Origin of the sequence: Streptosporangium sp. NPDC087985 (assembly GCF_044741965.1) — a bacterium.
Taxonomy (GTDB): Bacteria; Actinomycetota; Actinomycetes; order Streptosporangiales; family Streptosporangiaceae; genus Streptosporangium.
Map to the genome: position 1 here is coordinate 61,332 of NZ_JBIUTQ010000025.1, position 20,651 is coordinate 81,982.

General features: G+C 68.5%; 14 protein-coding genes. 10 read left to right on the plus strand and 4 right to left on the minus strand.

Going from position 1 to position 20,651, the window contains the following annotated elements:
- Window positions 1–122 precede the first annotated feature (122 nt).
- From drmA to ACIN94_RS29600, 7 genes are all read left to right on the plus strand, one after another.
- Window positions 123–4,007, plus strand: coding sequence for a DISARM system helicase DrmA (gene drmA / locus ACIN94_RS29570; RefSeq protein WP_400713078.1), 3,885 nt, complete (start codon window positions 123–125; stop codon window positions 4,005–4,007).
- Window positions 4,007–5,959, plus strand: coding sequence for a DrmB family protein (drmB, locus tag ACIN94_RS29575; protein ID WP_400713082.1), 1,953 nt, complete (start codon window positions 4,007–4,009; stop codon window positions 5,957–5,959). Before drmA ends, drmB begins: the two co-directional genes overlap by 1 nt.
- Window positions 5,956–6,720, plus strand: a complete 765-nt coding sequence (drmC, locus tag ACIN94_RS29580) for a DISARM system phospholipase D-like protein DrmC (protein WP_400713086.1) — start codon at window positions 5,956–5,958, stop codon at window positions 6,718–6,720. Before drmB ends, drmC begins: the two co-directional genes overlap by 4 nt.
- Before the next feature lie 24 nt (window positions 6,721–6,744).
- Window positions 6,745–8,310: a protein kinase gene (locus ACIN94_RS29585; RefSeq protein WP_400713089.1), complete on the plus strand. Its 1,566-nt coding sequence runs from the start codon at window positions 6,745–6,747 to the stop codon at window positions 8,308–8,310.
- Window positions 8,311–8,371: 61 nt separating this feature from the next.
- Window positions 8,372–10,477: a UvrD-helicase domain-containing protein gene (locus ACIN94_RS29590; RefSeq protein ID WP_400713092.1), complete on the plus strand. Its 2,106-nt coding sequence runs from the start codon at window positions 8,372–8,374 to the stop codon at window positions 10,475–10,477.
- Window positions 10,478–10,551: 74 nt separating this feature from the next.
- Window positions 10,552–12,819, plus strand: a complete 2,268-nt coding sequence (locus ACIN94_RS29595; RefSeq protein ID WP_400713095.1) for a DUF262 domain-containing protein — start codon at window positions 10,552–10,554, stop codon at window positions 12,817–12,819.
- Between the two features lie 612 nt (window positions 12,820–13,431).
- On the plus strand, window positions 13,432–13,920 hold the full coding sequence (locus ACIN94_RS29600) for a hypothetical protein (protein WP_400713098.1): 489 nt from the start codon (window positions 13,432–13,434) through the stop codon (window positions 13,918–13,920).
- A 22-nt stretch (window positions 13,921–13,942) separates the two neighbouring features.
- Here the strand turns inward: ACIN94_RS29600 and ACIN94_RS29605 are convergent, their stop codons facing one another.
- The 3 genes from ACIN94_RS29605 to ACIN94_RS29615 all read right to left on the minus strand — a co-directional run bounded on the left by ACIN94_RS29605 (window position 13,943) and on the right by ACIN94_RS29615 (window position 15,816).
- A complete protein-coding gene (locus ACIN94_RS29605) occupies window positions 13,943–14,758 on the minus strand; it encodes an ankyrin repeat domain-containing protein (protein WP_400713101.1) in 816 nt (271 codons plus the stop codon).
- A gap of 184 nt (window positions 14,759–14,942) precedes the next feature.
- Window positions 14,943–15,257, minus strand: coding sequence for a transposase (locus tag ACIN94_RS29610; RefSeq protein WP_400713125.1), 315 nt, complete (start codon window positions 15,255–15,257; stop codon window positions 14,943–14,945).
- Between the two features lie 124 nt (window positions 15,258–15,381).
- A complete protein-coding gene (locus ACIN94_RS29615; RefSeq protein WP_400713104.1) occupies window positions 15,382–15,816 on the minus strand; it encodes a hypothetical protein in 435 nt (144 codons plus the stop codon).
- A 58-nt stretch (window positions 15,817–15,874) separates the two neighbouring features.
- Here ACIN94_RS29615 and ACIN94_RS29620 point away from each other — a divergent pair, with 58 nt between their 5' ends.
- Window positions 15,875–17,431 carry an RHS repeat-associated core domain-containing protein gene (locus ACIN94_RS29620; protein WP_400713107.1) on the plus strand — a complete coding sequence of 519 codons (1,557 nt, stop codon included), beginning with the start codon at window positions 15,875–15,877 and terminating at the stop codon, window positions 17,429–17,431.
- Between the two features lie 147 nt (window positions 17,432–17,578).
- Window positions 17,579–18,022 carry a hypothetical protein gene (locus ACIN94_RS29625; RefSeq protein ID WP_400713110.1) on the plus strand — a complete coding sequence of 148 codons (444 nt, stop codon included), beginning with the start codon at window positions 17,579–17,581 and terminating at the stop codon, window positions 18,020–18,022.
- A 305-nt stretch (window positions 18,023–18,327) separates the two neighbouring features.
- Here ACIN94_RS29625 and ACIN94_RS29630 read toward each other — a convergent pair whose 3' ends face one another.
- Window positions 18,328–19,713: an NF041680 family putative transposase gene (locus ACIN94_RS29630; RefSeq protein ID WP_400713113.1), complete on the minus strand. Its 1,386-nt coding sequence runs from the start codon at window positions 19,711–19,713 to the stop codon at window positions 18,328–18,330.
- Between the two features lie 240 nt (window positions 19,714–19,953).
- Here ACIN94_RS29630 and ACIN94_RS29635 point away from each other — a divergent pair.
- On the plus strand, window positions 19,954–20,651 hold a 698-nt coding region (locus tag ACIN94_RS29635; RefSeq protein WP_400713116.1), incomplete at its 3' end, for a phosphotransferase family protein.

Sequence of the window (20,651 nt, forward strand, 5' to 3'; positions counted from 1 at the left end):
TGCGAGAGGTGTCGGCGGGCGTGGCGAATGACCAGGAAGACCTTTTTCCGGACTTAGGGGACAAGCAGCAAGGCCTTGATCTAATGGCCGAAATTGCTTCTAAACCGGCCAAAAAGGAACAAGTGCTCCCTGACCTGGACACTCCGCAGGTGTTCGAGCAGGGCACGTCCTTTGAGGTGCGCGACGCGTTCGAGGAGCTCGTACGGCGTGACCTGCTCGGCCCCTGGGACGGCGACACCGAGGAGCTCCCGTCCGGGGCCGCGGGGCCACGGGAGCGCTATCTCGTCGGCATGCTCGGTCCGAAACCCTCGCGCCGGTCCTCCAGGGACGACGCGGGGGAGATGCCGGAGACCGAGATCGGCGTCGAGGGCGACGGCGACGACGGCGAGCTGCCGGAGGTGCTCACCCCGCAGAACCTCGGCCGGATATGGGCCTCGTCCATGGGACTGTCGTTCGCGGTGCCCGGCGACGTCGACGCGCTCGCCGTCACCGCCTCCTGGGGCCGTTACACCAAGGCCGAGACCGTGACCGAGGACGCCAAGGGCAGGGCGCGGACCACCTCGATCTGGTCGCGGCAGCAGGTCGACCACCCCAGGGAGATCCGGCTGGACGGTGAGGCGTCGCAGCGGATCCCGCTCACCATGGAACGTGTTGAAGACCCCGGCGTCCTGCTGGCGGCAGCCGTACGGCCGCAGCCGGACGGGCGGCGGGTCGTCGAGCTGACCCTGGTCAACCAGCAGATCGAACCGGAGCGTGCCGCCGACATCGCCTGGCTGTTCCAGGCCGGGCTGACCGTGACCGCACCCGATCCCGCCGGCCGCGCCCACCGTGTCACCCCCGCCGACGGCACCGGCTACGCCGACGATACGGGCCACGCTGACGGAGCCGCCTGCGTCTTTCTGCCGATCGACGACCCGCTGGACGACCTGGAGGCTGTCGGCGACGATCTGGAGGAGCGGCACCTGCGGCTGCTCTACCGCGACGAGCGCCGCTACGCCTCCGGCCGCAACGTCGCCGTGCACGCGGACGTCCCCGATGGGGAGCGGTGCGCCCGGGAGCTGCGGACGACATGGCTGCCCGCCTACGACGTGCCCGCCACGGTCGCACCGGTCGGCGAGGGCACGGCGCTGGCCGGGGTCGAACTGTCCATGGACGCCCTCGCGACCGTCTCGCCCACCGAGCTCGCCGCCGGGCTGCGACCGCTCGCCGATGGATACACGGCCTGGCTACAGCAGCAGGAGAGCCGGATTCCCGGGCTGCCGGAGCCGCTCCGTGAGGCCGCCGAGGTCGCCGTGTTCAGGGCGCGACAGGCCGCGGCCCGCATCCGCGACGGCATCGAGCTGCTCACCGACCCCGAGCGGGAGCGCCACACGCAGGCGCTGGCCGCGTTCCGGTTCGCCAACACCGCGATGGCGGCGCAGCGCCGCCGTACCGTCGTCGGAAAACTCCGCGACGAGCTGGGGCTGAGCTACGCCCACGCCATGGCCGAGGTCGGTGAGCAGGGGGTGAGGGCCGCCTCGTGGCGGCCCTTCCAGCTCGCGTTCGTGCTGCTCAACCTGCCGTCGCTGACCGACCCTGAGCACCCCGAGCGGGCCGCCGACGACTCGGCGACCGTCGACCTGCTGTTCTTCCCGACCGGTGGTGGCAAGACCGAGGCCTACCTCGGCCTGACCGCCTACACCTTCGCGATCCGCCGCCTGCAGGGCACGGCCGGCTCGGGGGAGGCAGCCCGCGACGGCCGGTCGGGGGTGTCGGTGCTGATGCGCTACACCCTGCGGCTGCTCACCGCGCAGCAGTTCCAGCGCGCCGCCGCCCTGGTCTGCGCCGCCGAGGTGCAGCGCCGCCAGGACCCAGCGACCTGGGGCGAGGAGCCGTTCCGGATCGGCCTGTGGGTCGGCGGGTCGGTCTCCCCGAACTGGTTCACCGAGGCGGCCGAGCAGATCCGCGAGGCCAAGGAGGCGCCGGAGAGCCGGAAGACCAACGTCCTGCAGACGCTCACCTGCCCGTGGTGCGGGGAGAAGCTGACCGGTGACCGGAGCCTCGACATCGACGAGGACCGCAGGCGGGTGCTGCTCTACTGCGGCCGGGGCAGGGAGGGCGACCCCGACCCGTGCCCGTTCTCCCGGATCGGTGAGGGGCGGATGCTCACCTCCCGGCTGGACGACCCCGGAGAGATCGCTGCGCGCCAGGACGGCCTGCCGATCCTCACCGTCGACGAGGAGATCTACCGGCTGACGCCGAGCCTCGTCATCGCCACCGTCGACAAGCTGGCCCAGCTTCCCTGGCGAGGGTTCGCCGGCCACCTGTTCGGCAGGGTCAGCCAGCGCTGCCCCCGGCACGGCTACCGCCACGCCGACCTGGACGAGCAGATCGGCTGCGGCGGCAGGCACAACGCCAAGGGCAGGCTGCCCAAGGTCGTCAGCCGCCCCGTCATCCGGCTCCGTCCGCCGGATCTGATCATCCAGGACGAGCTGCACCTGATCTCCGGTGCGCTCGGCACCACGGTCGGCCTGTTCGAGGCGGCCGTGGACGAGCTCTGCACCTGGAGCCCCGCACCGGACCGGCTCACCGGGCCGAAGATCATCGCCTCCACCGCGACCACCAAACGGGCCGAGCACCAGGTGCTCGACGTCTTCGGCCGAGGGCTCGCGGTGTTCCCGCCGCAGGTCATCGACGTCGCCGACACGTTCTTCTCCCGGCAGGTGCCGCTCACCCCGGAGACCCCCGGCCGCCGCTACCTCGGCGTGTGCGCGCACGGGGTGCGGCTGAAGTCCGCCGAGATCAGGCTTGCAGAGATCCTGTTCCTGGCCGGGCAGACGATGTTCGACCGGTACGGCGAGCCCGCCGACCCCTACATGACCGTCGTCGGCTATTTCAACGCCACCCGCGAGCTCGCCGGCATGCGCCGCTACATGGACGACGACGTGGCCACCCGGATCCGGATCCACGGCAGGAGAAAAGGCCTGTCCGACCGGCTCTCCGGCCGGGCCGACATGCTCACCGTGGTGGAGCTGACCTCCCGCATCTCCTCGGGCGACATCAGCGAGGTGCTCAAGCAGCTGGAGATCGGCTTCGACCAGGAGACGGACACCTCGCTCCGCCGGGCCGGGATACGGGCCGAGCTCGCCGACGTCATGAAGGAGAAGAACAAGGAGAGACGGAGGAGGCCTCACCCGCTCGCGGATCGCCGGAGAAAGGGAGCGGTCCATCAGCCGGTGGACGCCGTGCTCGCCACCTCCATGCTGCAGGTCGGCGTCGACGTCTCCCGGTTCGGGCTCATGGTGGTCACCGGGCAGCCCAAGAACACCGCCGAATACATCCAGGCCTCCTCCCGCGTCGGCCGTGACACCGGCCGTCCCGGCCTGGTGATCACGCTCTACAACTGGTCACGCCCCCGGGATCTCGCGCACTACGAGGACTTCGAGCACTACCACGCCACCTTCTACCGCCAGGTCGAGGCCCTGTCGGTCACGCCGTACACCCGCCGCGCGCTGGACCGGGGCACCGCGGCCATGTTCGTCGCCGCGGTGCGCAACGCCGAGGAGTCCCACTCGCGCAACCGCGACGCCGAGGACGTGCCGCTCTCCGGCGAGGTCGTCGGCCGGATCGTCGGACGGCTCCTGGCCCGCGCCGAGGCGGCGGGCGACACGCGTGCCCGCGACTACCTGGCCGAACGGATCAAGGTGGTGACCGACCGGTGGGAGCAGGCCAGGAGCAGCGCGGCCCGGCTCGGCTACGAGCACCGTAAAAGCACCAAGCAGGAGATCGTGCGCGGCCTGCTGAACCGTGCCGGTAACGGCCAGTGGGACGCCCTGACCGTCGGCAACTCGATGCGCGAGACGGAGAACGAGATCAACCTGCTGCTGTCGGGCGGCGGAGACATCTTCGTCCCGCCGTACGGGGCCCCGGCCTGGGGGTTCCGGTCGCCGGACGGCGACGGCCCGGGAGTGGACGTCCCCGAGGGGAACGAGATGGGCGTGTCCGAGCTGGACGGGAAGGGAAAGTGATGGCGGACTCCGCACCGTACCGGCGCCGGGTGGGGGCCGTGCGCCCCAGCCACCTGATGTTCACCTCCGGTGTCGGCTCCATCGTCGACCTGCCGAACTTCTCGGTGCTGGTCAAGGGCCTGGACGACTGGCGGCACGACAACCTCGGCGACACCCCGCAGGCCATCGCCGAGCCCCGGCTGCTCGCCGCCGTCCAGGCGATCCTCGGCAGAACGGTCAAGGACCTCAGACCCGCCCCCTGGCTGCCGGGGATCGACACCAACCCCAACGGCGACGCCTCCCGGGTCGGCGTGCCGGTCGCGCCGTTCCCGAGCTGGATGCGCTGCACCGCCTGCAACCTGCTGGCACCGATCGACACGCAGGCGTTCGGCTTCAGGAACGACAAGCCGCGTAAGCCGCACGAGGCCAGGTTCTTCCACGAGTGCGGGCGCGGCAACAGGCAACGACTGGTGGTCGGCGCCCGTTTCGTGCTGGCCTGTACGGCGGGGCACCTGGACGACTTCCCCTACCTGGAGTTCGTGCACCGGGGCGAGGCGTGCACCAAGGTGGCCAAGCCCAACCTGCTGATGCAGGACTTCGGCGGCAACATCGGGGCCAACGTGCGGATCGTCTGCCAGCGCTGCGGCGCCGACCGCAACATCCGCGAGGTCATGGGACGCAAGGGCCGGGACCAGCTGCCGCGCTGCCGGGGACGCCACCCCCATCTGGGCACGTTCGCCGACGACGGCTGCGAGCAGCAGCCGCACGTCCTCGTGGTGGGCGCCTCCAACCAGTGGTTCGCGCAGACCCTCTCCGCGCTCGCCGTCCCCAAAGCGGGCGCGGACGAGCTGGACGCCAAGATCGAGCAGCTCTGGGAGAGCATCCAGCACATCCCCGGGCCGGAGAGCCTGCCGTTCATGCGCACCGTGGCACCGCTCTCCTACGGGTTCGAGAAATGGCCGGACAATGGGGAGCTCTGGGCGGCCATCGAACGCCACCGCGACAGGCTCGACGCGGCGAGCACCGAGGCGCAGGGCCAGACCGACCTGCTCACCCCCGAATGGCAGGTCTTCTCCGCTCCCACGCTCCCCGAGCCGAGCGACGACTTCACCCTCTACCGGCATCCGGACGGTGTGCCCGGCCCGCTGAAGGACCACTACGCCGACGTCGTCCAGGCCGAACGGCTGCGCGAGGTCCGCGCGATGATCGGCTTCACCCGGCTGGACGCCCCCGACTTCGAAGACCCCGATCTGGTGACCCGGGCGCCGCTCGCCCGATCCAAGCCCACCTGGGTGCCGGCGAGCGAGGTGCGCGGCGAGGGCATCTTCCTGCGGGTGCCCGAAGACCTGCTGGCCGCCTGGGAGAAGCGGGTGCGCGCGTCCTCCGTCATGGACGGAACGCGTGGGCCGTCTGTCATGGACGGGGCACGCGGGCCCTCGGTCGTGGACGAGCACCGGGAGGCGTACGGCCGGTTCCGTGAGCACCGCTACTCCGACCGTCTCCCCGTTGGCTTCGACAAGTACCGGGGCTGGCCCGGTCTGCGCTACTACGCCCTGCACACCCTGTCCCACCTGCTGATCCGCACGATCGCACTGGAGTGCGGCTACAGCTCGGCCAGCCTGTCGGAGCGGATCTACGCGGGCACCGAGGACGACCCGCGCAGCGGACTGCTGATCTACACGGCCGTCCCCGACGCCGAGGGCACCCTGGGCGGCCTGGTCTCGCTCGCCGAACCCGACCAGCTCGTACGGCTGACGCGCCGTGCCCTGTCGGACGCCCGGCGCTGCTCCTCCGACCCGCTCTGCGCGGAACGGCTGCCCCGCAGACCCGAGGACTTCCTGCACGGGGCCGCCTGCCATGTCTGCCTCTTCGTCTCGGAGACGACCTGCGAACGGGGCAACCGCTTCCTGGACCGCAGGTTCGTCGTCCCCATCGACGGCCCCGACCTGGCCCTCTATCCCGAGATCCCGTGACGCGGCACCCGCGCTTCGGACGGGCGGTGGCCGAGGCCGCCGCCCGGCTCGGGCCCGCGCGCCTGCGCACCCTGGCCCGCCGGATCGCCGGAGGGTGGCCGCGTACGGCCATCCCCTCGTCGGTCCCCGCACCCGGATTCGCCGAGGTGGCGCGGGCCGTACTGGCGGCACAGGAGGACGAGGGGATACCTGACGGCGAGGCCGCGGCCTACCTGCGGGGGGTCGCCGACGGGCACGCGCAGCACGCGGGCGCGATCCGGGTCGAGTCGGTGTGGAGCGGGCCGGGCACGCACCCCGTGCCGGTCCGGGCCACCGCGCAGGTCCTGGTGGAGCTGGTGGGGGAGGCGTCATACGAACTGCTCCTGATGACCTACTCGGCGACGCCGTACCCGCCCCTGCTCGACGCCCTGACCTCGGCGGTGACACGCGGGGTGACGGTGATGGCCGTCGTCGAGACGTTACGGGGGGCGGGCTCCGCGCTGGGCGGCGCGGAACCCGCGGCGGCGTTCGCGTCGATCGCCGGGGTCGAGCTGTGGCACTGGCCGGTCGGCAGGCGGACCGAGAAGGGGGCCAAGACGCACGCCAAACTCGCCGTCGCCGACCGGCGGATCCTGCTCGTCTCCAGCGCCAACCTCACCCAGTCCGGAGTCGAGAAGAACATCGAGGCCGGCCTGCTGGTGCACGGCGGCACGGCACCCGTCCGCGCGGCCGAGCACATCGCGGAACTACGCGCCAAGGGCGTACTGGAGAGGCTCCGATGAGCCGGGGAAAGTGAGGGGCGGGCCATGGTGGGCAGACGGAGGGTCATCGGGGACCGCTACGAACTGGACCCCACGTCCCGTCGTGCGGGTGGCATGGGAGAGGTCTGGTTCGGCTACGACAAGCGACTGGACCGGCCGATCGCAATCAAGTTCATCCGGATCGACCGGCAGCCCGACGGCAGACCCGACGAGGAGCTGACCAAACGCTTCGTGCGCGAGTCGCGGATCACGGCCCGGCTGGAGCATCCCGGAGTCCCCTCGGTCTACGACTGCGGATCCGACGGCGGTGACCTCTACCTGGTGATGCAGCTCATCGACGGGTGCCCGGTCTCCTCACTCATGGACGAGACCGAGGTCCCCGTCGCCTGGGCTGTGGCGATCGCCGCCCAGGTGTGCTCGGTCCTGGCCGTGGCCCACGCCAACTCGCTTATCCACCGTGACCTCAAGCCCAGCAACCTGATGCTCTGCCCCGACGGCACGGTGAAGGTGCTGGACTTCGGAGTCGCCGCCATGCTCGGGCCCAACGCGGCGACGAAGCTCACCGGGACGGGCGTGGCGGTCGGCACACCCGCCTACATGGCACCCGAGCAGGCGATGAGCCTCGCCACCAGCCCGCAGAGCGACCTGTACTCCCTCGGCGTGGTCCTGGACGAGATGCTCGCCGGAGAGAACCAGTTCGCCGGTGCCACGGCCCTGGCCTCGATGCGCAACCACACCGACGTCGCGCCGAGGCCGCTGCGGACGAGACGGCGGGAGGTACCGGAAGGACTGGAACGCCTCGTCCTGTGGCTGCTCGCCAAGTCACCGGAGAAGCGGCCGCCCACCGCCGGCGTGGTCTACGACCGGCTGATGGACTTCTGCCGCGACCTGCCTGCCTTCCACGGCTACGTCGACCTCGGCCCGCCCCACCCGGTACGCATGTACGCGTCCGTCGTCGGACGGATCTCCGGCGCCGTGCCCGCCGTACGGACCGCCTCTGCGGACACGGCAAAGATCGACGCGGACGCGGTACGAGCCGGCGCGGACGCGGCACGGATCGAGCAGAACGAGATCGCGCTCGCCCGCAAGGACGCCGAGGCGCTCAAGGCCGAGTCCCGGTTCACCCAGGCCGCGGACGTGCTCGCCGAGGCGGTGGGACCCGCCGCCCGTGTCCTCGGACCCAAGGACTCCGGCGTGATCGATCTGCGGATCGAACTGGCCGACGCCCTGTTCCTGGGCGGGAACTACCGGCGGGCGGCCCCGGAGTTCCGCAGGCTCGCGGTCGACCTGGCCGAACAGAAAGGCCCCGGGGACGACCTGGTGCTGCGCTGCCGTCTGATGGAGGCGAACTGTCACGCGGCGGTCGGCGAGACGGACCTCGCCCTGGCCCGGCTCGGCACGCTCCTGGACGACGAGCGGCGTTTCGGCGTCGACGCGGACCGGATCCTGGAGCTCCGCCGGCAGATCGGGCTGCTCCAGCTCGGCTCCGGCATGAGGTCGCGGGCGAAGGCCACGCTGGGTGAGTTGCTCCCGGATCTCGAACAGCGGTACGGCCCCGGCCACCCCACCGCCGGCAAGGTCCGCGAAATCCTCGAAAACCTTCATGACTGACAGAACCGGCAAGCATTCTTGAATCTCGTTTCCTCAGCGATGAACCCCCGGAGGACATGGCGTGCCAAAGCTCGGAATCGACAAGGACTTTCTCCGTGATTTCGGAAAGCTGGAACGATCCGTCCAGGATCGCGTCACGGAGATCTTCGCCAAATTCGAGCAGGCCACGCATGCCGGACTGCATCTGGAGAAGCCGAACAACGCACGCGACCCCCGGTTCCGGACCATCCGCATCGACAAGTTCTGGCGTGGGGTCGTGCTCGCACCCGAGACCGGAGACTCGTTCACCCTGCTGAAGGTGCTCGCGCACGACGACGCCTACGCCTGGGCGCAGCGGCGGCGCGCGTCGGTGAACGCGGCGACCGGCCGGATCGAGATCCGCGACGGGGAGGCGATCGACTCCACCCTGCCCGAACTCGCCAGAATGGCGGACCGGGCGCCCCGGCGGCTGTTCGACGGCGTCGCCGACGCCGACCTCAGGCGTCTCGGCATCGACGAGCAGACCCTGGCGTTCGCCCGGGTGCTCACCGACATCGTGCAACTGGAGGCAGCCAGGGCGTTCCTGCCACAGAACCAGGGGGACGCGCTCTACGGCCTGGCCGCCGGCATGACCCCCGAGGAGGTCTGGGCCGAACTCGGCGTCATCGCCGGGCGGGAGCCGTACGACACCGAGGACATCACGGCGGCCGTCAAGCGCACCCCCGAACGGGTCGTGCTCGTCGACGGGCCGGACGAGCTGATGGAGGTGTTCCGCCACCCGTTCGCGCTCTGGAAGGTCTACCTCCATCCGGCACAGCACCGGGTGGCGTACGCGGCCTTCAACGGACCGGCCCGCGTCACCGGCGGCCCCGGCACCGGCAAGACGGTCGTCGCCCTGCACCGGGCCCACCACCTCGCGCGTCTGGGCGCCGGTCAGGTGCTGGTGACCACCTTCACCTCGACGCTGTCCGCCTCGCTGGAGGCGGGAGTGCAGCTGCTGGCCGACTCACCCGAAGCCCGCGACCGCATCGACGTGCGGCATGTGGACCAGCTGTCCTACCAGGTCTTCGCCGAACGGCACGGCCGCGCCGCCATCCTCCGGGACAAGGAGGAGAAGGACATCTGGCGGCGCATCGTCAAGCAGCTCGACGCCCCCTTCACCGAGACGTTCCTCGCCGAGGAGTGGCGGCACGTGGTGCTCGCCCAGCAGGTGACCAACGCCGCCGAATACCTGAAGGCCAAGCGGGAGGGCCGGGGCCGGGGGCTGGGCTCGCGGCAGAAGGCCCAGGTGTGGCAGGCGGTGTGGGAGTTCGAGGAGGAGCTGCGGCGGCGACGGGTCTGGACCTACGAGACGATCTGCGTCGAAGCCACCCGGCTGCTCCGGGAGCGGCCGGAGCGGCCGTACCGGCACATCGTCGTCGACGAGGCGCAGGACCTGCACCCGGTCCAGTGGAGGCTGCTGCGCGCGGCCGTCGCCGAAGGGCCCGACGACCTGTTCGTCGCGGGCGACACCCACCAGCGGATCTACCACAGCCGGGTCTCGCTGCGGGAGCTCGGTATCGGGGTCGCGGGACGTTCCGCACGCCTGACCATCAACTACCGGACGACCGCCGAGATTCTCGCCTGGAGTCTCGGCATGCTCCACGGCGAGCGGATCGACGACATGGACGGCGGCCTGGACGCCGGCCTGGACCTGGTGGCCGGTTACCGGTCACAGGTGCACGGCCGCCCTCCGGAGCTCCGCGGGTTCCGCGTGCAGAAGGACGAGCTGGACGCGCTCACGCGCAGGGTCCGGGAATGGCTGGACGCCGGGGTGGAACCCGGAGAGATCGGCATCGCGGCCCGGTCCAACATGCTGGCCGACTCGGCGATCACCGTGCTGGAGCGGGCCGGAATCCCCGCGCGGTCGCTGGCCAAGGCCCAGGACGCCGACGACGCCGTCCGGGCCGGGACCATGCACCGGATGAAGGGGCTGGAGTTCCGGTGCGTGGCGGTCATCGGGGCCACCGAACACCAGGTCCCGGCGCCGAGCGCCGTCACCCCGGTGGGGGAGGACCCCCTGACCCACGCACAGGACCTGCAGCGTGAGCGCTGCCTCGTGTTCGTCGCGTGCACCCGGGCGCGAGAACAGCTCTACGTCTCGTGGCACGGCACGGCCAGTCCGTTCCTGGCGGGTTTCACCATGTGACTTTCAGTGAATGACCAGGTGCAAACCGTACGGCGGCAGTTAAGATCATCGATTCGTCACAATGAAGGCGGGACATGGCCAAGCTCTCGGTACTCCTCCACCAGATCGACAACGGCACCGTCCTGTTGCCGGAGTTCCAGCGGGGATACGTCTGGACCCGAGACCAGGTCCGCGGGCTCATGCGCTCGCTCTATCGCGGATATCCGGTCGGCGGCCTGTTGCTGTGGGAGACCGAGCCGGATCAGGCCTCCGTCCGTGGCGGTGCGACTGACGGCGGCGTGCGGCTGCTGCTGCTCGACGGCCAGCAGCGCATCACCTCCCTCTACGGGGTGATCCGCGGCCAGGCGCCCGCCTTCTTCGAGGGGGACGCCTCCGCGTTCACCGGCCTCCGCTTCAACGTCGAGGATGAGAACTTCGAGTTCTACGCCCCGGCGAAGATGCGCGACGACGCCAGATGGGTGGACGTGACCCGTCTGTTCACCGACGGGCTGGAGCCTTTCATCAAGGACTTCAGCTCGGCTCCGGACAAGTTCACGACCTACCTGGAACGGCTGAACCGGCTGAGGCAGCTTCTTGAGCGGGAGTTCCACGAGGAGAAGATCACCGGTCCGGACAAGGACGTGGAAGTCGTCGTCGACATCTTCAACCGGGTGAACTCCGGCGGCACCGCGCTGTCCAAGGGCGACCTCGCGCTGGCGAAGATCTGCGCGCACTGGTCTCCCGCCCGGCAGGTCATGCGCGACCAGCTGAAGCGCTGGGAGGGCGCGGGATTCGAGTTCTCCCTGGACTGGCTGCTGCGCAACACCACCGCCGTGGCGACGGGACGGGCGGTGTTCACGGCGCTCGACTCCGTGTCGGCCACGGACTTCGAGACCGCCCTGGCCAGGTCCGTCGGATACGTCGGTAACTTCCTCGAAGCCGCCTCCGGACGGCTCGGACTGGACCATGAGCAGGTGCTCATGGGCCGCTACGCGATCCCCGTCATCTCCCGGCTGCTCCACCTCAGCCCGGGAGGCCGGTTCGCCGACGCCGTGCACCGGGACAAGGTGCTGTTCTGGTACGTCCACTCCGCGCTGTGGGGGCGCTTCGCCGGATCGACCGAGACCGTGCTCGCCCAGGACTACGAGGTCGTCAAGGAGTCCGGCATCGACGGGCTGATCGCGTCCCTGGAGCGCTGGCGCGGCGGAAACCTGGAGATCCAGGCCCGTGACTTCGACGGCTCCACCAAGGGCTCGCGCTTCTACCCGCTCCTCTACATGCTCACCCGGGTCAAAGGGGCACGGGACCTCGGCAGCGGGCTGGAACTGCGCGCCGAGATGCTGGGCAAGCTCGCCTCCCTGCAGGTGCACCACATCTTCCCCAAGGCGCTGCTCTACCGGGCCGGTTACGACCGATCGCAGGTCAACGCCGTCGCGAACTTCTGCTTCCTGACACAGGACACCAACCTCATGATCGGGAAGCGCGCCCCCCAGGAGTACTTCGCGGAGGCGGAGGAGAAGCACCCCGGCGTGCTCGCCTCGCAGTGGATCCCGGCCGACCCCGACCTGTGGCGGATCGAGCGTTACCCCGACTTCCTCGCCGCCCGGCGTGAACTGCTGGCGCAGGCCGTGCAGTCCTTCCTGACCGAACTCCGCAACGGAGTCTCCGCGGTGGCGGCCACCGACCTCCGGCCGGTGACGGTGGTCCCGGACGAGCAGGACGACGTCCGTTCGGCCCAGGTCAAGGCCATGGCCGAGGAACTGGTGCGACTGGGGTACGCCGAACCGGCACTCGACAGCGAGATCGCCGATCCCGTCACCGGTCGTATGCTGGCCGTCGCCGAGGCCTTCTGGCCGGACGGGCTGCAGGCAGGCCAGGGCAGGCCCGTGGTCCTGGAGCTCGATCCGGACGTCGCGGATCTGCCCCGGCTTGAAGAACTGGGGTACGAGGTGTTCACCTCGGTCGACGCCCTGCTCGGTTACGTGACCCGTCGCAACGAGAGCGCCTCCGGGACCTCTGAGGGCTCAGGGTTCCCTGCTGTCGGGGACGAGCCTGAGACCGGGACGGCGGTGGACGTCGAGTTCAACGAGGCGATGCGCTCCGTCTACGACAGGGCACGCGCCGAGGCGAACTATCACGCGGCGTACTTCCTGAGCATGCTCGCCGAGCACGGCAGTCTCGCCACGGCACGCAAGCTCCTGAACGCGCCGGCGGTGTCCGACGGCTTCGCCGCTCTCTGGGAGCGCGGGCGCCTCGACCTGACCGTCGAGGCGCTGGTCGTCCAGCCGCGTTTCGCCGATCTCTTCACGCCGGCCGAGATCGAGATCGCCCATCACCGCCTCGGCCAGTTCGGCTACCACTGAACGCCTGGCACAGCGCCTTCGACCGGATCGAGCGCTACCTGGACCCCACGGTCGCAGGGGGCCCGTTGCGCGGTGGCGCGGCCGTGACCGGCTCACTCAGCAGCTCACGCAGGACGATGTTTCGCTCGAAGCGGCAGATCGCCGCGGAGATGTCGGTCAACTGGGAACGCCGGCTCGGATGTCGCGCTGTGGACGGCCGATGTCATCGCGGGGATCGTGACCGGATGGCTGGATGGGGATCAGCAGTGGTGGCCGCTGTTCGAAGACCGCGTCGCGTTCCTGGAACGCGTCGGCGACCTGGCCGGAGAAAGCGCAAGCGCCGGGCTCCCGATTCCATCGGGGGGGTCCCGGCGCCACTTCCGTACCCCAGAGAGCACGACACCGTCAGTGTCTGTTTGCTCCCCCTCGGTCGTCAAGCCGAATGGGGATCGGTGGTCGGTGTGAGTCCGGCCATCGCGCGAGTCCGGTTAGCAGGCCGTATCCCGCCCGTCCTGCGGACCCCCGCCCCGAACGACCGGTTCGCCTAGGCTTGCCGACAGGCTCTGGCGTATGGCTACGAACGGCCCGCGCCAGAGCCCTCTGCTGTCCCATTCTCAGAGAGGTTCGATCGCTGTGGCAGTCCTTCTCACCAGTGCCCTCGATTCCATCACCATCCACCTGGGCAGCGAGTTCCTTGTTACGGAGGTGACGGATGGTGAACCCACAGGTACCCCATCTCCTGGTGATGTCCTGCACAGGCAGCAACCGATGATCTCAGCTGGACCGAACGGCGTGAACATCACCAGCGACTCGCCGACAGACTCCGTGATCCACGTCAGGTTCGAGCTCTGGGATGGGGCACCGGAGAGGCTTGCCGCCTGGACCCAGATGTGGGAGGGGGAGCTCTATCTCGGTTCCGGAACCATTGGCCTCGTCCAGCATTTCTCCGAGGAGTGGGACGAGTACCTCCAGTTCGACACCGGGGTGAAGGACGCCTCCTGGTCGGCCCGCGTACAGACCAGGAAACTGACCAACACCGAGGAGCCCGACTTCCCTGCTGACGTCGTCTGTGTCGAGCTCTACCGGATGCAGTTGTGGTCGCCGACGGTCAAAACCAGGTGAAGCTGTACTGACGGGATCGTGTTCACATCCACGGCCGTGGTGTGCGGCCTCGTTTCAGCAGCCGCAACCACAGATCCGGTGGGCCGACGACGGCTCGCGCGTCGGGCGGCCGCAGTCCCGCCGCGGCGCAGCAATAGGCCTCGGCCTGGCCCTGGTAGAGGTACTCGGCGAGAATCTCGTCGGCCGTCAGGTGGCCCCCGGCATCGCCGCCGCCGGGATGCGTGTCCGAGTCCTCAATGACTCCATTGCGACTCACGGCCCCTTGGTTGCCGCTCTTGGGGTTGGCGAACATGCTGTAGCAGACCGTTCCCACGGACAGCGGCAAGGTCACTTCGGGGGTGTAGGGGACGTATCCCCATGGCTGGGTGACGACGCATCCGCCGGGATCGTCGGTGACCCCGACGATCCCCAGGCTGCCATCGAAGTCGGACCACGGATCATCCAGGGCCGCCTCGATGTCGGCGTCATCGGCCGGTCGGGCTTCCAACCGCCGGGCGGCCTCGGCCGCGGTGATGTTCGCCACGCACGCAACGCCCAAGCCTTCTTCGTCGAATTCCCCCAGCGCGGAGATCAGGCGTCGCGCCTCCGCGACCGTCGCGGCCTCGGCGGGGGACAGGCCGGGGTGCCCAGCAGGGAGCGGGAACAGGTCGGGCGCCGGACCGGCGAGGGCGAGCCGTCCAGGAGACCATCCGGCCATCATGGGCCGCCACGGGTCCGCTCCAGCGGCGACCAGGACGTGGGCGCTGTCCAAGCGGTGGGCGAAGACGGCCGTCCACAGGGCGGTCCGGTCGTCGTACTCGGCGTCGACGTCGTCGACGCGGCGGGCCAGCTCGGTCACCGACTCAGGCGTTCCCCATTCGGCCGCGAGGTGCAACGGCTTTCCGTCGTAGCCGCCGAAGGAGTAGGCGCCCGAGTTCGGGTCGGCACCCCGCTCCCAGCCTGGCGCGGATCAAACCGAGATCAGCCCAGCCGTACCCGCTGATGCCATACTGAGCCGATCGTAAGTTTTGGGATTATTGACGTTACGGGCCGATGTAGGCCAGGTGAGGGTCTGCGAAGAAGGTCCGGACGATGTCGGGATGCTTCTGCAGCCGGTGCATGCCACGGTGCATGGCCGCGGCCAGTTCGTGCTCATCGGCGACCGCCTCACGAGCCACCCGGGCCTTGACGTTCTGGTTGACCCACTCATCGGGGTTGAGATCGGGCGCATAAGCAGGCAGGAAGAACAGGCGCAGACGACCGCCGGTGCGCGCGACGAAGTCACCGACCGCCCGGGCAGTGTGGATCGAGGAGCCGTCGACGATCAGGAAGATCGGCCGGGTAACGGTCCGCAGCAGCCGGGTCCGTTGGCGAACTCGGGGTCAAAATCGTCGTCGATGAAAACGGCCTCAGGGACTCGAACGACGCCAGACCCTCCGGCGGGGGCCTGGGGGACGGTTGGTTTTTGGTACTGCCGCGGGATCAGCGGCCGCTGACCCCGGAGGCCGGCTGATGAGCGGCTACGGTCACGTAGGCGATCGGGCCGCCGGACGTGGATTTGAGGCGCTTGCCGAGAAGGAGCTCGGCGATTCGCAGGTCATCGGCCGTGCCGGTCGTGATCATGTTGATGGCCGTGTCGAGGTCGCTGATGTAGCCGGCGAGTCTCGCGTCGAAACGATGACGGATCAGGCCATTGTCGGTCAGTTTGCTGTCCCAGCTGCTCAGCCCCGTTAGTACGGCGACAATGAATCCGCCGAGTGTCACCGGGAGAATGCCGGCCTGGGCGATCTTTTCCGGTCTCCCCACCCACCATCCGCGCAGCGCCTCCAGCAGGTCTGCCGGTGTCAGATCGGCGTGAAAGCCGATGAAGGGGCGATCTTCATCTGGGACATGCTTCGCCACGTCGACGCGCAACACGGCCACGGACACCCTCGACCGGGTCGAAACCCGCACTTACAGCGGCAAGACCCAGCGCATGGCCTACGACGGCGCCACCAACAACCTCGTGACTGTCACCGACGCCGCCACCGGTAGCGGGACCGCGATGTTCGGCCGGGACGCCCTCGGCCGCACCCTCGGCCTGTCGGACGGTGCCGGCGCCCAGCTGGCGTTCTGCGACCTGCGCGGCGACCTCATCGGAGCCTTCACCGCCACCGGCACCTCACTGATCGACTCCGTCGCCTACAACCCTTTCGGGGAGGTCATTACTCGCACCGGAGCAGCCCACACTCTCGGCTACCAGGGTGGCTACACCGACCCCGCCAGCGGCAAGATCAACATGGCCGCACGCTGGTACCAGCCCGCCACCGGCAGCTTCGTCTCACGCGACACCCTCACGCAGAGCCCTGACCCGTCGATTCAGCTCAACCGCTACGCCTACGCCAACGACAACCCCCTCACCAACATCGACCCCGACGGGCACAAGGCCACGTCGAAGAAGCTCAAGACATCGAACCCGGTCGACACGTACGGCGAATGCAAGCAACAGAACAAGAAGTCGGGCGTATGCAAGGAAATCATTTCTGACCACAAGCAGTGCGTGAAGGATGTCGGAACCGCCGCTTGCAAGAAGGTTGAGCAGTCGTATACGGGTTGCCGAAAGAAGAACGGGCGCGACGATTGCGTGGAGTTCAAGCAGGAACAGGTCGACGCGTACCAGTACTGCAATCACACGCTGAAGTCGAAAGAATGCCTTTTCATGCAGACACTTGCTCCCGAGTGCGCGGGAGGGGATGGCAATTCTGCTCCGACGGACCGGTGTAAGACGGAGTACCGCCGCCAATGCCTCAAGGATCCGGGCCAGCAGAAGTGTGACGTATGGATGGATATGCTCGCCGCTCAACGCCCTGCCTGGGCCGACGGACTGTCGCGCGACTTCACCGAAGCCTCGCTTTTCATCTACTACGAGATAGTCGTGAACATGGAGACCAGCAAGTATCGGGACCTGAAGGAGCTGTATCGGAAGAGCGGCCTCTCCGTCGGGCTGGCCAAAGAGCTCTACAACATGTTCGAGACCAACGCCAGATGGGATCACAAGCAATATCTGCGGAAGCTGCTCCACCTCGACAACGGCCATGGCGGTCTTCGAAATGACGGCTATATCTGTGTGACCCGCGAGTGCGAGAAGACCGGCATGGGCCAGATGATCCACTACGATGTCTTCTCGAACTTCCATTACGGATACCTCATGGCGGGCATCGGGTTCACGCCGAGGAGCACCGCCCTCGCGCCAGAGCTCTACGCCTTCAAGAGCGGGGAGAACGACATCGGCGACACGCTCTCCGCGCTTTCCGGATTCAGCGCCTTCCGCCCGGGAAGCATGCCGACCTTGACGGGCCTGAGGTCTGCGGAGTGGGGTCTGATCGGGGCCATGGGCGCATGCGGAGGTAAGCAGGCGGTCATGAGCGTCGCCGACCCGCCAGACACCAAGTTCGTTTACTCCGACCACAAAGAATGCAGTCTCGACGAGGCGCTGAAGTTGTTCCACCTCCAAGAGCGCGGCACGGCAAAGGTCGGCTTCGGCTACAATTGATCGCCTTCACTTCACGGCAGCGCCTGTCGCGGAGACGTCGAGAGACTCTGCGATAGGCGCTGCAAATCCCTTCTCGATGGCCGGGGATGCCGACGTGTCAGTAAGGGGCGGAAGGGGGGACTCATGCAATACGGAAGGATTGGCGGAATGGCTACGAGATCTCGGATTCGCCGGACCCTTGGATGCGGGGGAGTCCTCGGCGCGATCATTCTGCTTTCCGCTGCGGCCGCATGGACGGACAGCCAGCTCGTCGACAGCACGCTTGCGTATTGCTTCGGCGATTTCGGCGCGGGTGAAGCGCTCGCGAGCTTGATCTGGCTCGGCGGAAGATGGCTGATTTTCATGGCCGTCTTCCTGTTCGGCGCTCTTCTCGTTGCGGCGTTCCGCGCACTCGGGAAACGGGCCGGCGACAGAGCCGCCGTCGTGGCTTTCCGGGCAGGCCTCTGGCTCGGTGTCGTGGTATTGGTGGCCGGCCCGGTCGCCCTGATTCTCTATGATTTCGCGACGACCGGCACTCCCACCGGCGTGCGAGGCATTAACTGCGGCGCCGAGAACGTTCCTCCTTGGTGGCCGGCCTGGCTTCCGTCCTGAGTGGGGGGTTAGGCATGGCTCGTTGGCATGTGCCCGCTTTGCGGTCGCAGGCTTTTGGGCTCTTCGTTCTATAGGTATAGATTTGCTCATTCCCCATCGCTGATGAGGGCGTATGTTTGATTATCAAATGACGCTCGAATTCCGTCTGGTCTAGAAATGTGGTAGAAGCTCCCGGCCGGTCGAGGACCACTATCGATCACATGTGTCGGGTAGAAGTTCCGCCATGAGCGAGCGGAAGCCGTATCCCAGTGACATATCCGACGCCCGCTGGGCCTTAGCTTCGCTTTTAACCCGGTGATGAGGCGTTAGGCTGCCTGGCTGGTTGTTTTGATGGCCGGGTGGCGAGGTGCGGGGCCGCGAATGGTGCCGGGGGGACGGCCCGGGGAGTATCCGCAGGGTTGTGGCGCGCTGGCGGGAGTGCCTACCACCGCGTGAATGGAGCGAAATCTGCGCCGTACCCGGCCAGGGGTCAATCGGTGCGTGGGCAGGGGTTTCTCCCAGGGCAGCCGCAGGTCGGTGACGAGGGTGCGAGCCAGGTGCAGCTGGGTGTAGGCGGCGATGACGAGCCAGGTCCACCGGTCGGCTTGTTCAGGAGTGCGGGGCCTGGGCAGCGTCCAGTTCAAGGTCTGCTTGCAAAAGCGGAAGGTGTGCTCAAGGTCGAAGCGCCGCACGTAGGACCGCCACAACAGGTTTAAGTCCAAGGGGCAGCCGGCGAGGCCGTGCCACCACAGCCACAGGGTCTTGGGCTTGCGAGTGCGGCCGGGTAGTGCGGTGACGGTGAGCCGGACCACGGTGCCGGGCACGATTGGGCGCGGGCCACGGCTACCGTGCCCGTCATGCTGCTGGGTCTTGGCGTGCAGGCCGCTCCAGGCGTGCACGGTGACGGTGCCGTACTGTGCATCTGTCGTGGTGAGGGTGGCGCTCGGCGGCGGCCAGGTGGTCGGGTCTGTGCAGGCGAACTTCGCGCCGTGCCGGCGCGGTCGGCCACGGGCGCCCGGCTCGGTAGGCGGCGGAGCGGCGTAGAAACAGCGATCGGAGCGGATCCGCACCAGCAACTGCACCGGTGCGGCCGGTAGGCCGAGAATCAGCCGGACCGGGTCGTAGCCGCCGTCCAGGACGAACAGCGGAAGCCGGCCACCGCTGTCGGGCAGACGTGGGAGCAGTTGGAGGATTTGTCTGGCCGCGACATCGTTGACGTTCGTACCAGGGACCAGGCGCATCACATCCAGCGGGGCGGTCCAGGAGTTGGTCGTCAGTTCCAGGGCGGCCAGCCAGGAGAACGCCCATCCGGCGATGATCGGTTTGCCCGCCGAGTGCTTTGAGGGGTGATAGTAGAACCCGCGGCCAGGTGAGCATTCGGCATCGCTGCGCGCCCAGCAGCTGACATCGATGGCGAATACCGCAGGTTGCTGATGCAACCGCGTGGCGAGCAGGTCCCGCAGAGCACCGGTGTTGATGCGTCCCTGAGCCAGCGCGGCATACACACTGCCGTGTCCGCGCCGATGCAGGGGATCCAGCGACAGGTGCGGCAAGGAGACCACCGGCCCGGCGGCCAGTACGGCATCGGCAAGCTCGAACAGCGCATCCGAGCGACGGGTGAAGCAACCCATCAGCTCCTGCCGGAACGCCGCTAGGTTGGCTGGCTCTTGGCGGGATGAGTCCGGCGAGAGCACACTGGTAATGACGGTCACCGCACACCTCCGGGCACTTGGTCGTACTCGGAGCATCGCGCGGTGGCCGCTTTCCGTCGAGAACCACTCGCCATCGGGTTAAAAGCGAAGCTAAGAACTCCTAACAAAAGTGGTGGGCTTGACCTGGTCAGAGGTCGGTGTCGTGCACGAGGCCGCCGGGTAGCGGGACGCGGTCAGCCGCGTAATCGCACGCGATAAACCTGGCGACGTCGGCGATCATCCCCGGGATACTGGTCACCCATGGATGAGGTCAAAGTCGTCGTCGCCCATTCCGAGCGCGCGACTCTGCGCGTCGGTGACGTGTTCTTGAAGGTGGACGCCGATCAGGCGCGCATCGACGTCGAGGTCGAGGCGATGTCCCTCGCGCCGGTCCCGACCCCGGAGGTCCTGTGGCGCAAGCCGCCCGTGCTCGCGATCGCCGCACTCCCGGGGACGACGCTTGGGCGCCTCGGCGGGCCGTCGACCGGGTCGCCGGCGGCGTGGGCCGCGGCGGGCGCCGCCATCCGGAAGCTGCACGAAGCGCCCCTGCCGCCCCTGCCGGGCCGGGCCGGCCGGAGCATCGTCGCGCTGGCGGCGGAACTCGACGACGAGTGCGAGTTGCTCGTGACGAACGGTGTCCTGCCCGCTGACCTGGTCACCCGCAACCGCCAGGTCGCCGAGGCCGCGCTCCGGCCGTGGACTCCGGCGTTCACACACGGCGACCTGCAGATCGCGCACGTCTTCGTCGACGGCGACGAGGTCACCGGCATCATCGACTGGTCCGAGGCGGGCCAGGGTGATGCCCTGTACGACCTCGCCACCTTCACGCTCGGACACGAGGAGCACCTCGACGACGTCATCGCTGGCTATGGCACCGACATCGACCTCGACGTGATCCACGCGTGGTGGTCGTTGCGAAGCCTGCTGGCAGTTCGCTGGCTGATCGAGCACGGCTTCGA